A 12798-nucleotide genomic window follows, 5' to 3' on the forward strand; every position below is an offset into this window, starting at 1 on the left:
GATGGCGACCATCGATCTGAAGGATGTGAAGAAAGTCTATCCCGGCGGCGTCGAGGCGGTGAGGGGTGTCTCGATCGCCATTCCCGACAAGGAGCTTTGCGTGCTGGTTGGGCCGTCCGGCTGCGGCAAGTCCACGCTGCTGCGGATGATCGCCGGGCTTGAGACCATTTCTTCCGGCACCGTCGCCATCGACGGCAAGATCGTCAACACGATCGGTCCGACCGAGCGCGACATCGCCATGGTGTTCCAGAACTATGCGCTCTATCCACATATGAAGGTCTACGACAACATGGCCTACGGGTTGCGCAACCGGGGTACTCCCAAGGACGAGATCGACAGCAGGGTTCGCTCGACCGCCAAGGTGCTGGAGCTCACGGCGCTGCTCGACCGGCGCCCGCGCGAGCTTTCCGGCGGCCAGCGCCAGCGCGTGGCCATGGGTCGCGCAATCGTGCGCAATCCAAAAGTCTTCCTGTTCGACGAACCGCTTTCCAACCTCGACGCCAAACTGCGCGGCCAGATGCGGGTCGAAATCAAGAATTTGCAGCGCTCGCTCGGTGTCACCTCGGTCTACGTCACCCACGACCAGCTTGAGGCGATGACGCTGGCCGATATTCTCGTCGTCATGAATGGCGGGTTGGTCGAGCAGACGGGCGCGCCGCTCGACATCTACGAGAAGCCGGCATCGACCTTCGTCGCCTCCTTCATCGGAGCGCCGCCGATGAACCTTCTGCCTCTTTCGCAAGGACCGGCTGGTCCGGCGCTGACCGACGGCAAGACGGTTGACTTCGCGCCTACGAACGCCGCCACGCTTGGCTTCCGCCCTGAGGATGCCGACGTCACCTTCAGTGCCGAGGCATCATCCGGCGCGCTTATTCTGCCTGCGGCGGTCGAGGCGGTCGAACCTGTGGGAGCCGAAAGCTTTCTTCACTGTGCCGCCGGCGGCAACCGCATCGTCGTGCGTGTGGCCGGCCGCGCCACGGCCAAACCCGGCGATCAACTGCGCGTCGTGGCCAGGGCCGAGAAGCTGCATTGGTTCGACAATGCTGGGAAACGAGTCGATTGACGCAGCCGCTCGCGCCAATCCGACGCATCGGCAGTTCAGGCGAAGACATGCGCCTTGCCGGAAACTGTCAGACGCACGATCTCGCCGACGGCAGGTGCGTCGATTCCCGGCTTGCGTAAGGTCAGCGGTGTGCTGCCGATCGCCGCGGCGTCCGGCGGATCGGGGTTGTTCAACAGCCGCACGGCAATGGTGCACATCGAGCCTGCGAATTCCGAGTCCGTCACCTCGGCGAATATCGTGCCCGCAGGACCCGACATGCCTTCGCGCGACGTGCGCTTTACCTGCACCTGCTCCGGTCGCAGCATGATGCGGGCGATGTCGCGCCGCTCCTTCGAGTCGACGGCTATGCGACCAAGCGAGGAGGTGGCGAAGCCGCCTGAAATCTTTGCCGGCAAGATGATGGCGTCGCCAAGAAACTCGGCAACCATGCGGTCTTTCGGCTGCAGATAGAGTTCTCGCGGTGTGCCGATCTGAGAGAACCTTCCGTCGCGCATGACCGCCACCTGGCTGGCGAAGGACAGCGCCTCGGCCTGGTCGTGGGTGACCAGGATGGTGGTGATGCCGGCGGCTTCGAGTAGTTCGGCGACCGCCTTGCGCATCGAGGCGCGCAGACCGGTGTCGAGCGCCGAGAACGGTTCGTCGAGAAGCATCAGCCTGGGCTTCATCGCCATGGCGCGGGCCAGCGCCACGCGCTGCTGCTGGCCGCCGGAGAGCTGGTGCGGGCGGCGCTTGAGGATCGCCTTGTCCAGCCCGACGGTATAGGCGAGCTCGGCGATGCGCTCGGCGCGCTGGTCCTCGCCGCGGGCCATGCCAAAGCCGATATTGCCGCCGATGCTGAGATGCGGGAACAGGGCGCCATCCTGCGCCACCAGGCCGATGCCGCGGCGGTGCGCCGGCACCGCATGGCCGCCATTGGCCAGCACCTCGCCGTCGAGCACGACGCGGCCCTGGTCGGGCGCCTCGAAGCCGGCGATCAGCCGCAGCAACGTCGTCTTGCCGCAGCCGGACGGGCCGACGATCGCGGTGCGACTGCCGCTTGCGGCGCTGAGCTCGATGCCGGCAAGGGCTGCGACCGGGCCGTAGTGCTTGGTGAGGCCACTGATTTCGAGAAAGCTCATCGCCCGGCCATCCGTTTCGACTGGACATAGAGCAGCCAGGTCAGCGGCAGCGACATCGCCACCATGATGAAGGCGTAAGGGGCGGCGGAGGCATAGTCGATCTCGCCGCTATAGGACCAGAACGCCATGGCCAGCGTGCGCGTGCCGTTGGGCGCCAGCATCTGGGTGGCGGTCAGCTCGTTCATGATGCCGAGCGCGACCAGCGCCATGCCGGCCGCAGCCCCCGGCGCCGACAGGCGAATCGTTGTCGACCAAAGCGCCTTCAGCGGCGGCCGGCCAAGGCTGGCGGCGGCGCGTTCGAGCTCGACCGGCGCCTGTGCGATCGAGGCTCTGAGGCTGATCAAGGCGCGCGGCAGGAACATCAGGGCATAGGCGACCAGGATTGTGAACAGCGTCTGGTAGAGCGGCATGGCGATGCGCACGGTAATGGTGACCAAGGCCAGCGCGATGACCACGCCGGGCAGCGAACCGACAATGTAGTTGCAGCCTTCGAGCAGCCGCTGCAGCGGTCCCGGCGCGCGGATCGAGATCCAGGCCATCGGCATGGCGGCGATGGTCGCAAGCAAGGCGCCGGCCAGCGCCAGGAACAGTGTCTGGCCAAGCGCCAGGCCGATCTCGTCCAAACGCCAGACATCGGCGCCGCCGGCGACCAGCCAGCGGCCGATGGTGACGAAGGGCACGCCGATGGCGAGCAGCGTGGTGACGGCAGGCAGAGCCAGGCAAGCCAGCGTGGCGCGCCCGAGCCTCGAGCGCTGCCGGTGGCGCGCCGCGCCTGAGCCGACGCGGGCATAGCGCTCTTCGCCGCGCACCAGCACCTCCAGAGCGAGCAGCACGAAGCAGCATGTCACCAGGACGCCGGCCAGCATGTTGGCGGCGGGGCCGTTGAAGGTCGACTGGAACTGGTCGACGATCGCGGTGGTGAAAGTGTCGAAGCGGATGAAGACGTAGAGGCCGTATTCGGCCAGCAGATGCAGGCCGACCAGCAGCGCGCCGCCGCAAATGGCCAGTCTCAGCTGCGGCAGCACGACACGCCAAAACACCCGCCACGGTCCAAGGCCGAGTGCTGCGGCTGCGTCCTCCAAAGCAGGATCGAGCCGGCGCAGAGCCGCCGCCAGCGGCAGATAGAGGAACGGGAAATAGGCGAGAACCGAGACCAGCACGCCGGCCCACAGGCCGTGCAAGGTCGGCACCATGGTGATCCAGGCGTAGGAATGCACGAAGGCGGGGATGGCGAGCGGCGCCACCGACAGCCAAGCCCACAGGCGGGCGCCGGGCAGGTCGCTGCGCTCGGTCAGCCATGCCAGCGTCACCGACAGCACGGTGGCGATCGGCACGGTGAGCGCCACCAGAAGCACGGTGTTGACCAGAAGTTCGCCGACGCGCGGCCGGAAGACCAGGGCCGAAGCAGTGTCCCAGCCGATCTGCACACCGATCCAGATGATGAACGCCAGCGGCAGCAGCGACAGCAGCGAGACGATTATGGCGGCAAGCGCGATCCAGGATGACATGGGCTTCCGGCGGGACCGCCCGACTGTCTGGCCTGAACGTGCGAGATCGACCGCAGTTTGCATCAGCTCGACCGCGCCACTGCCGCCGGGGCGGGGGCGCCGCAGGCGCGGCCGGAAACGCAATGTGTTGTCATGGACAATGCCATCTCGAAAACAGAGCGCTCCTGCGGAAAGTCCGGCAGGAGCGCAATCGTTGCCCTTTTAGGACGAACCCAGCCTAAAGCAAGCCGGCTGCCGTCATCAGGTCCGTCACCTTTTTGGAGTTCAGTGTCGCCGGATCGACCTTCGGCGCCTGCAGGTCGGCCAGCGGCACCAGCTTGGGATTGGACTGCGCGTCCTTGCCGATAGCGTATTCGAAGGACGTGCCGGTCTTCAGCACGTCCTGGCCGCCTTTCCCGGTCACCCATTTGAGGAACGCCTGGGCTTCCTTCGGGTGTTTGCTCGAGGCGAGCACGCCGCCGCCGGAGATCGAGACGAAAGCGCCGGGATCCTGGTTCTTGAAATAATGCAGTTCGACGTTCTTGCTGTTTTCGCCGGTCTTTGCCTGATCGCCGAAATAGTAATAGTGGTAGATGATTCCGCCTTCGATCTCGCCGGCATTGACCGCCTTCATCACCGTGCCGTTGCCCTTGTAGGCGGTGAAATTCTCCTTCATGGCCTTCAGCCAGTCGGCGGTTGCGGCTTCGCCCTTGAGCTCGAGCAGCGCGCTGACGATGGCCTGAAAATCGGCGCCGGAAGGCGAGGCTGCCCAGCGGCCTTTCCAGCTCGGATCGGCGAGATCGAGCATCGATTTGGGCAGCTTTTCGGCCGTGAGCTTGGTTTTGTTGTAGGCAAAGACGGTGCTGCGCGCCGCGACACCCACCCATCTGCCGCTGCTCGGCTGGAATTCGGCCGGGACTTGCGCCAGCGTGTCGGCGTCGACCGGCGCGAAAAGGCCCGCCGCTTCGACCAGGGTCATCGCCGGCGAGTTTTCGGTCAGGAACACGTCGGCCGGCGAAGAAGCGCCCTCGGCGACGATCTGGTTGGAGAAATCGCTGTCGCCGCCATTGCGCAGCGTGACCTTGATGCCGGTTTCCTTGGTGAAACCTTCGACCCATTCCTTGGCCAGGCTCTCATGCTGGGCGTTGTAGACGATGATGCCGGCATCCGCGGCCATCGCCGGCCCGGCGATCATGCTCACGGCCAGCGCTGTGGCCCCCGCTAGGGTGGAGAGCGTGTATCTCATGGCGTCATCCTCAATCTCGGTGGTTCTGGTTTCGCAGGCTGCACCTATCGATACCTGACAGCAGTAGTCAACATTGCTCGGCTGCTTCAATCGGTCGCCGCTCCCGCAAACTTTCGTGATTTTGCGGCACTTTGGCTTGGACATCATTTCGCCGGACACGTAACAAATCGATGCCGAGGCGCGAAGATCGGGGAGTGAACTCTTGTGAGCGGCAAGGATGAGGCCGAGCTTTCCCGGCTGATGCGGGCCGCGATCGCGGGAGATGAAAGGGCCTACGCCGACTTTTTGCACCGGATCGCCGCGCTGGTTCGCGGCTTTGCGAGGCGCAAGATCGTACAGGGCGGGGTCGATCCCGAGGATGTCGTGCAGGAAACCTTGCTGGCCATTCATGTGAAACGGCATACCTGGCGCCAGGACGCGCCGGTGTTGCCATGGATCTATGCGATAGCCCGCTTCAAGCTGATCGATGCTTTCCGGCGGCGCGGACGGCGCATCGAAATCGAGATCGACGAGATCGCCGAGACCTTTGCCGAGCCGGAAACCGAGACCGTCAGCGAACGCGACATCAACCGGGCGCTGGACGGACTGCCGGCTGCGCAGCGTTCCGTCGTTTCTTCGATCTCGGTCGACGGCCGCTCCATCGGCGAGACGGCGGCCAGGCTCGGCGTCAGCGAGACGGCGGTGCGGGTGTCGCTGCATCGCGGGCTTGCCGCGATCGCCAAGCGATTTGGGCAGGGGCGCTTCGGGCGGCAGTGACATGAGGACGGAGGATCTCATCAAGGCACTCGACGCCGACACAAGCAGCAAGGCGATGCCGCTGCGCTCGGCCTGGTTGATGGCGGCCGCAGCCGCGGCGGTGATCGCGGCTCTGGTCTTCTTTCTCACCATCGGCCCGCGTCCCGACATCATGACCGCCATGCACACGATGCGGTTCCTGGCGAAGTTCGTGTTCACCATCGTGCTCGCCGTCACCGCCTTTGGCCTGGTCCGGGCGTTGTCGACGCCGGGCGCTTCGACGGCAAGAGCCGCGGCCTGGATGCTGGCGGCGCCGCTGCTGGTGGCCGTGGCGGTGGCTCTCGAACTGTTCATGGTGCCGGAGCCGATGTGGAGCACGCGCATGGTCGGCTCCAACATGATGATCTGCATGGGCTTCATCCCGCTGATCGGCATCGGCCCGCTTGCCGTCTTCCTGTGGATGCTGCGCTATGGCGCGCCGACGCGGCCGGTGTTGGCCGGGGCGGTCGCGGGACTGCTCGCCGGCGGCCTGGCGGCGACCTTCTACGCCGCGCACTGCTTCGACGATTCGCCGCTTTTCGTCGCCACCTGGTACACGCTCGCCATCGCCGTCCTCGCCGGTCTGGGCGCGCTCGGGGGACGGTTCTTCGTGCGCTGGTGACCGGGCCGTTCAAGATCGCCCAATAATCACCGATCCTTAATCATGCCGGCAATTGTTTGCGGGTTCACCGTGTTGCCGGTGGCTCCGGCGCAACCTTTCCTTAAAATCGATCATCCAGTGTTTTTTGCAGAAATGTGTTGCGCATGGGGTGGCATGCACAGTGATGCGGCGAGAGCGAAAAAGCCTGCGGGCTGACAGTCACGTGGCTTTGGTGCTTGCGGCCGGAGGGCTTTGCGCTGCCGTGGTCGCGCTCCTGCTGTCGCGGCTCGATGTCAGCGCCGAAGTGCTGAAGCTATGCTTGCAGATATCGGTGCCGGTCGCCGCCGTTGCGCTGATTCTCGCCGCCCTGTTCATTTACCGGATACTGGACGACCGCCGGCAGATCGCCGAAAGCGAGCAGCGTTTCCGCCGCGCCATGGAGGATTCGGCGATCGGCATCGCCATTGTCGGCCTCGACGGCCGCATCCATGAAACCAACCCGGCCTTCGCCGCCATGCTCGGCTACAGCAAGCAGGAGATCGAGGCGCTGACCTTCTTCCAGATCACCCATCCCGACGATGTGCAGATCGGCCGTGAGACGATGGACGGCATGCGGGCGGGCACCGTCAACGCCTTCCACTTCGAAAAGCGCTACCTCAGGAAGGACGGCACGCCGGTATGGGCCCATCTTGCCGGTTCCGTCATTCGCGACGAGAAGAGCGGGAGCCCGCTCTACCTGGTCTCCCAGATCGAGGATATCGATGCGCGCAAGCAATCCGAGGCGCGCATAGCCGAAGCCGAAACGCGCTGGAATTTTGCCCTGGCCAGCGCCGGACAAGGCGTCTGGGATCTTGATATGCGGAAGGGCGGCACCACCTACTCCGCCACCTGGGTGAAGATGCTGGGCTATGCCGATGGCGAACTGGACGGCGACCCCGACCGCTGGCTGGCGATGATCCACCCCGACGATCGCGAAAACGTCGCCGAAGCCGATCGTGCCCATCTGGAGGGCAGGACACCGTTCTTCGAAGCCGAGTTCCGGATGCGCCACAAGGATGGCCACTGGGTCTGGATCCTCGACCGCGGCAAGACGCTCGAACGCGACAAGGACGGACGGCTGGTCAGGGCCATCGGCAGCCTGACCGACATCACCCAGCGCAAGCAAACCGAGGAAAGCCTCATCGTATCGGCGGCAATGCTGGCCGACGAGAAGGAGCGGCTGAGGGTGACGCTGCAGTCGATCGGCGACGCCGTCATCTGCACCGATGCCGCCAACCGCATCACCTTCATGAACCCGGTCGCCGAAAAGCTCACCGGCGTTGTTGGCGCGGAGGCGCTCGGCAAGACGCTTGGCCATGTCTACTGGGCGGTGGACGAAGAAACCGGGCAAAGGATCGGCATGACGCGGCCGGCGCTCGGCAGCGCCAGCCCTGCCGACCAGAACAGTCGCGCCGTCCTCATCCGTCGCGACGACACACGCTGCAGCATCCGCCAGGTGGTGTCGCCGATCATGAACGACCGCCAGGAGTTCTGCGGTCTTGTCATCGTCTTCCAGGACTTCACCGATGCGCGCGCCTTGCAGCGCCAGCTCGCCTATGCCGCCGCGCATGATGCGCTGACCGGCCTTGCCAACCGTTCGAGCTTTATCCGCACCATGGAGGAACTGGTCGACCGGAGCCGCAAGGCCGGCACAGCCAGGTCGGCGGGCGAACATCATTTCATGTTCATCGATCTGGACCATTTCAAGCTGGTCAACGACACTGGCGGGCACGCCGCCGGCGACGCCTTGCTGAAGCGGGTTGCCGAGGCCATTCGCGGTGCGCTTGGGCCGGAGGATATCGTGGCCCGCCTCGGCGGCGACGAATTCGCGGTCATCCTGAAAGCCGGGCCGAGCGCCGGCGCCAGGATTGCCGCACGCTCTGTCATCGACGCCATCCGCGGCCTGCAGTTCAGCTGGGACGGCCGGCCGCATGCGATCGATGCCAGCATCGGGCTGGCGCCAATCCACAGCAACAGCGGTGAAGTCGACGAGATCATCGCCCGGGCCGATGCTGCCTGCTATGCGGCCAAGGCCGCCGGCCGCGGCTGTGTTTCCGTGGCGCCTGACGATACCGGGTCAAGAGGCCAAGCAGAGCCGCCGCTTGCAGCGGCGTCCTGAGGGAGCACGGAACTTTCGTTCTGGTGGTTAGCGCGTCGGAACCGGATGCTCGCCGCGATAGTCGTAGAAGCCGCGCCCGGTCTTGCGGCCGAGCCAGCCGGCCTCGACATATTTCACCAGCAGCGGGCAGGGGCGATATTTCGAATCCGACAGGCCGTCATGCAGCACCTGCATAATCGACAGGCAGGTGTCGAGGCCGATGAAATCGGCGAGCTGCAGCGGTCCCATCGGATGGTTGGCGCCGAGCCGCATGGCGGTGTCGATGGCATCGACCGAGCCGACCCCCTCATAGAGCGTGTAGATCGCCTCGTTGATCATCGGCAACAGAATGCGGTTGACGATGAAGGCCGGAAAATCTTCAGAGACGGTGATGGTCTTGTCGAGCTGTTTCACATAGGCCTTGGCCGCCTCGAAGGTCTGATCCTCGGTAGCGATGCCGCGCACCAGTTCGACCAGCTTCATCAGCGGCACGGGGTTCATGAAATGTATGCCGATGAAACGCTCAGGACGGTCGGTCTGCGCGGCAAGCCGGGTGATCGAAATCGACGAGGTGTTGGTCGCCAGAATGGCTTCCGGGTTGAGCTGGGGACAGAGCTGCGCGTAAATCTTGCGCTTGACCGTCTCGTCCTCGGTCGCCGCCTCGATAACCAGATCGGCACCGGCGAGATCAGCCATGGTGGGGGCTGCGGAAATGCGCGCCATCGCTTCGTTACGCAGCTTTTCCTCAAGCTTGCCGGAGCCGACCTGGCGGGCCATGTTGCCGCTGACCGTGGCAATGCCCTTCTCGATACGGTCGGGCGAGACGTCGTAGATCAGCACCTTGAAACCCGAAAGTGCTGATACATGCGCGATGCCGCCGCCCATCTGGCCGGCGCCGATGATGCCGATCGTCTCGATCTTGGCCATTTGCAGCGATCCCGTCGAAAAGGCCTTTGCGGCCTGCTTTTTGTGCAGTGCAAACTAAAAGGGTGGGGCAGCTTCGTCTACCCCACCCTTTCACAATTTAATACGCTTTGGCAGAAAGCGTCAAAGCGCCTTTTGCAGTTCCGGCAGGATGACGAACAGGTCGCCGACCAGGCCATAATCGGCAACCTGGAAGATCGGCGCCTCCTCGTCCTTGTTGATGGCGACGATGACCTTCGAATCCTTCATGCCGGCAAGGTGCTGGATGGCGCCGGAAATACCGACGGCAATATAGAGGTCAGGCGCCACGACCTTGCCGGTCTGGCCGACCTGCCAATCATTCGGGGCGTAGCCGGCGTCGACGGCAGCGCGCGAGGCGCCGACGGCTGCACCGAGCTTGTCGGCGACCGGCAGGATGACTTCCTGGAACTTTTCCGAGGAGCCGAGCGCGCGGCCGCCCGAAATGATGATCTTGGCCGAGGTCAGTTCCGGACGGTCGGTTTCCGAGAGTTTGTTCTCGACGAAAGTGGAGAGGCCGGGATTGGCCGCGGCCTTCACCGTCTCGACAGCTGCCGAGCCGCCCTCGGGGGCAGCCTGGAAGGAGGCGGTGCGCACAGTGATGACTCTCTTGGCGTCGGTAGACTGCACCGTCTGGATCGCATTGCCAGCATAGATCGGCCGCTTGAACGTGTCTGGTGAAACCACTTCGATGATCTCGGAGACCTGCGCGACATCGAGCAGGGCCGCCACGCGCGGCGAGACGTTCTTGCCCGACGAGGTCGCCGGCCCGATTATGGTGTCGTAGGCGCCGGCCAGTGAGACAACGAGTGCGGCGAGCGGTTCGGCGAGGCGCTCGGCCAGTTCGTCGGCCTCGGCCAGCAGCACCTTGCTCACGCCCTTGAGCTTGGCGGCGGCGTCGGCAGCGCCTTTGGCGCCTTTGCCGGCCACCAGCACATGCACGTCCGAACCGATCTGCAGCGCCGCCGAGAGCGCTTTGGCGGTCTGGTCGGAAAGAGTTGCGTTGTCGTGTTCTGCGATGAGGAGAATGGTCATTTTATCTGTTCCTTCCAGTCTCAGAGCACGCCGGCTTCGTTCTTCAGCTTGTCGACCAGTTCGGCGACGCTCTTGACCTTCACGCCCGCCTTGCGGCCGCTGGGCTCCTCGGTCTTGAGCACCTTCAGGCGCGGCTTGACGTCGGCGCCGTAATCGGCCGGGCTCTTTTCGTCGAGCGGCTTCTTCTTGGCCTTCATGATGTTGGGCAGCGAGGCATAGCGCGGCTGGTTGAGGCGAAGATCGGCGGTGATGATCGCCGGCATCTTCAGTTCCACCGTCTGCAGGCCGCCGTCGACTTCGCGCGTCACCTTGGCCTTGTCGCCGTCGATCACGACCTTGGAGGCGAAAGTGCCCTGTGCCCAGCCGAGCAGGGCGGCCAGCATCTGGCCGGTCTGGTTCGAGTCATCATCGATCGCCTGCTTGCCGAGGATCACGAGACCGGGCTGTTCGGCGTCAACGACGCCCTTCAGCACCTTGGCGACGCCGAGCGGCTCGGTCTGCTCGTCGGTCTTGACCAGGATGGCGCGGTCGGCGCCCATGGCGAGCGCGGTGCGGAGCGTTTCCTGCGCCTGCTGCGGGCCGACCGAAACGACGATGATCTCTTCGGCCTTGCCGGCTTCCTTCAGCCGGAGCGCCTCTTCCACCGCGATCTCGTCGAACGGGTTCATCGCCATCTTGACGTTGGCGAGTTCCACCGCCGAACCATCGGCCTTGACGCGAACCTTGACGTTCGCATCCACAACCCGCTTCACGGGCACAAGGATCTTCATTGTCTGTCACCTCTCCTGAGATATCCGGGCGCGCTATAGCAGCGTGCGCCTCCGCAGAGTTGTCGAAAGCCGACATTCCTGACTGAATTCCGGCCAAACGGAATCCTGGCCGGACGAATTCTGGTCTTCTGCCGCCTAGCGGTGGCGCTCTCCGTAGTTGTGGCGACGCAACACGTCAATATGCCACGGCAGCGGCCAAACCACCCAAATCGGTTCACTTGTGACCGGAAGCGCCACCCCGGCCCCAACGCGTCTCAGGTTGCACGGGAGCGGGACCGGCTGGCGCCGGCCCAGTAGAAGCGGCTGGCTGATCGGCGGGTTGCGGCTCGCCGTCGCCACCGGCGAGCAGCGGCACGCCGCGGCTGCGCATAATGAGCACCAGCACGCCACCGGCAATGATGCCGCCAATATGGCAGGCCCAGGATATCTGGTTTTCGCCGCCGGCGGCAAACATCACCACCTGGAAGCCGATCCACAGGATCAGTGGGATGAAGGCTGGGATACGCAGCGGAATCCGGGCAAAGACCAGCACCCACACTTTCACCCGGGGGTAGAGGACCAGATAGGCGGCGACGACGCCGGCAATGGCGCCGGAGGCGCCGATCAGCGGAACCTCCGAACTCCAGGCGACGAGCCCCTGCAAGAAGGCGCCGGCGATGGCGCAAAGCAGGTAGAAGATGAGGTAGCGGATGTGGCCGAGTGCGTCCTCGACATTATCGCCGAACACCCACAGGAACAGCATGTTGCCGCCGAGATGAAAGATATCGGCATGTAGGAAGGCATAGGTGAGGTAACTCAGGCTCTCCGGAATGACGACGAATTGGGGCGAGAGTTCTGCCGTGTCGTGGACAACCGAAGGAATGAAGCCGAAGCCGAGCACGGCTGCGTTGTTGAAATTTTCGCCGCCGATCGTGGTGATGAGAAAGACCAACACGTTGGCCGCGATCAGGCCGATCGTCACATATTGCAGCCGGATGTGGCGCAACCTGTTGGAGTCGTAAAGCGGGATGAACATGCCCCAAGCCCTTTCCCGCCTTCGAAATTCAGCGGTTCTTGCCGGGCACCCATAACACGTCGGCATTTCCGTTGTCATTGACCGCACGGGCGGCGACGAACAGAAAGTCGGAGACGCGGTTTATGTATTTCAGCCCCTCGCGATTGACATGTTCGGCCGGGTCCTGCGCCAGCGCCACCATGATCCGCTCGGCCCGTCGCGCCACGGTGCGGGCAAGATGAAGTGCTGCCGCCGCCGGCGTGCCGCCATTGAGCACGAAGGATTTGAGCGGCTGCAGATCCTTGTTGAGAAGGTCGATATCCTTTTCGACGCGGTCGGTCTGCGAGGCGATGATGCGCAGCGGCTCGTAGCCCAGCGGCTTGCCGTCGTCGGGCACGGCGAGATCGGCGCCGAGGTCGAACAAATCGTTCTGGATGCGGGACAGCATGGCGTCGATGGCGGGATAACTTGCCGCTGTGTGCAGGCGGGCGATGCCGATGCAGGCATTGGCTTCATCGACGGTGCCGTAGGCATCGACGCGCAGGTCGGATTTCAGCCTGCGTTCACCGGTGCCGAGGCCAGTGGTGCCGTCATCGCCGGTGCGGGTGTAGATCTTGTTGAGCTTGACCAC

General features: G+C 64.4%; 12 protein-coding genes. 4 read left to right on the forward strand and 8 right to left on the reverse strand.

Going from position 1 to position 12798, the window contains the following annotated elements:
• Nucleotide 1 precedes the first annotated feature (1 nt).
• Nucleotides 2-1063, forward strand: a complete 1062-nt coding sequence (locus tag NKH35_RS21700) for a sn-glycerol-3-phosphate import ATP-binding protein UgpC (RefSeq protein WP_023673333.1) — start codon at nucleotides 2-4, stop codon at nucleotides 1061-1063.
• 35 nt (nucleotides 1064-1098) lie between these two features.
• On the opposite strand, the gene NKH35_RS21705 is transcribed toward NKH35_RS21700, so the two are convergent.
• From NKH35_RS21705 to NKH35_RS21715, 3 genes are all read right to left on the reverse strand, one after another.
• Nucleotides 1099-2181, reverse strand: a complete 1083-nt coding sequence (locus NKH35_RS21705) for an ABC transporter ATP-binding protein (protein WP_352916339.1) — start codon at nucleotides 2179-2181, stop codon at nucleotides 1099-1101.
• On the reverse strand, nucleotides 2178-3752 hold the full coding sequence (locus NKH35_RS21710) for an ABC transporter permease (RefSeq protein WP_352511810.1): 1575 nt from the start codon (nucleotides 3750-3752) through the stop codon (nucleotides 2178-2180). Before NKH35_RS21710 ends, NKH35_RS21705 begins: the two co-directional genes overlap by 4 nt.
• A gap of 154 nt (nucleotides 3753-3906) precedes the next feature.
• A complete protein-coding gene (locus NKH35_RS21715) occupies nucleotides 3907-4914 on the reverse strand; it encodes an iron ABC transporter substrate-binding protein (RefSeq protein WP_023685327.1) in 1008 nt (335 codons plus the stop codon).
• Nucleotides 4915-5118: 204 nt separating this feature from the next.
• On the opposite strand from NKH35_RS21715, the gene NKH35_RS21720 reads away from it, so the two are divergent.
• From NKH35_RS21720 to NKH35_RS21730, 3 genes are all read left to right on the forward strand, one after another.
• Nucleotides 5119-5670 (forward strand): sigma-70 family RNA polymerase sigma factor, encoded by a 552-nt coding sequence (locus tag NKH35_RS21720; protein WP_023671665.1) that lies wholly within the window; start codon nucleotides 5119-5121, stop codon nucleotides 5668-5670.
• 1 nt (nucleotide 5671) lies between these two features.
• Entirely contained in the window at nucleotides 5672-6310 is a 639-nt protein-coding gene (locus NKH35_RS21725) for an NrsF family protein (RefSeq protein WP_023671666.1), read from the forward strand.
• 202 nt (nucleotides 6311-6512) lie between these two features.
• A complete protein-coding gene (locus NKH35_RS21730) occupies nucleotides 6513-8447 on the forward strand; it encodes a PAS domain S-box protein (protein ID WP_050587141.1) in 1935 nt (644 codons plus the stop codon).
• Between the two features lie 27 nt (nucleotides 8448-8474).
• Here the strand turns inward: NKH35_RS21730 and NKH35_RS21735 are convergent, their stop codons facing one another.
• From NKH35_RS21735 to NKH35_RS21755, 5 genes are all read right to left on the reverse strand, one after another.
• On the reverse strand, nucleotides 8475-9353 hold the full coding sequence (locus NKH35_RS21735) for a 3-hydroxybutyryl-CoA dehydrogenase (RefSeq protein WP_023671668.1): 879 nt from the start codon (nucleotides 9351-9353) through the stop codon (nucleotides 8475-8477).
• A 120-nt stretch (nucleotides 9354-9473) separates the two neighbouring features.
• Entirely contained in the window at nucleotides 9474-10403 is a 930-nt protein-coding gene (locus NKH35_RS21740; RefSeq protein ID WP_023734599.1) for an electron transfer flavoprotein subunit alpha/FixB family protein, read from the reverse strand.
• A gap of 20 nt (nucleotides 10404-10423) precedes the next feature.
• The gene (locus tag NKH35_RS21745; RefSeq protein ID WP_023686691.1) at nucleotides 10424-11173 is read right to left on the reverse strand and encodes an electron transfer flavoprotein subunit beta/FixA family protein; all 750 of its coding nucleotides are present in this window, start codon (nucleotides 11171-11173) and stop codon (nucleotides 10424-10426) included.
• Between the two features lie 214 nt (nucleotides 11174-11387).
• A complete protein-coding gene (locus tag NKH35_RS21750; RefSeq protein WP_023734598.1) occupies nucleotides 11388-12188 on the reverse strand; it encodes a rhomboid family intramembrane serine protease in 801 nt (266 codons plus the stop codon).
• Nucleotides 12189-12216: 28 nt separating this feature from the next.
• On the reverse strand, nucleotides 12217-12798 hold the full coding sequence (locus NKH35_RS21755; RefSeq protein ID WP_023671672.1) for a cob(I)yrinic acid a,c-diamide adenosyltransferase: 582 nt from the start codon (nucleotides 12796-12798) through the stop codon (nucleotides 12217-12219).

This window comes from Mesorhizobium sp. M1143 (genome assembly GCF_040318435.1).
GTDB lineage: Bacteria > Pseudomonadota > Alphaproteobacteria > Rhizobiales > Rhizobiaceae > Mesorhizobium.

Excerpts from the sequence above, each read along its gene's own strand:
- NKH35_RS21700 (WP_023673333.1), top strand. The coding sequence starts at position 2 with ATGGCGACCATCGATCTGAAGGATGTGAAGAAAGTCTATCCCGGCGGC.
- NKH35_RS21705 (WP_352916339.1), bottom strand. The coding sequence starts at position 2,181 with ATGAGCTTTCTCGAAATCAGTGGCCTCACCAAGCACTACGGCCCGGTC.
- NKH35_RS21710 (WP_352511810.1), bottom strand. The coding sequence starts at position 3,752 with ATGCAAACTGCGGTCGATCTCGCACGTTCAGGCCAGACAGTCGGGCGG.
- NKH35_RS21715 (WP_023685327.1), bottom strand. The coding sequence starts at position 4,914 with ATGAGATACACGCTCTCCACCCTAGCGGGGGCCACAGCGCTGGCCGTG.
- NKH35_RS21725 (WP_023671666.1), top strand. The coding sequence starts at position 5,672 with ATGAGGACGGAGGATCTCATCAAGGCACTCGACGCCGACACAAGCAGC.
- NKH35_RS21735 (WP_023671668.1), bottom strand. The coding sequence starts at position 9,353 with ATGGCCAAGATCGAGACGATCGGCATCATCGGCGCCGGCCAGATGGGC.
- NKH35_RS21740 (WP_023734599.1), bottom strand. The coding sequence starts at position 10,403 with ATGACCATTCTCCTCATCGCAGAACACGACAACGCAACTCTTTCCGAC.
- NKH35_RS21745 (WP_023686691.1), bottom strand. The coding sequence starts at position 11,173 with ATGAAGATCCTTGTGCCCGTGAAGCGGGTTGTGGATGCGAACGTCAAG.
- NKH35_RS21750 (WP_023734598.1), bottom strand. The coding sequence starts at position 12,188 with ATGTTCATCCCGCTTTACGACTCCAACAGGTTGCGCCACATCCGGCTG.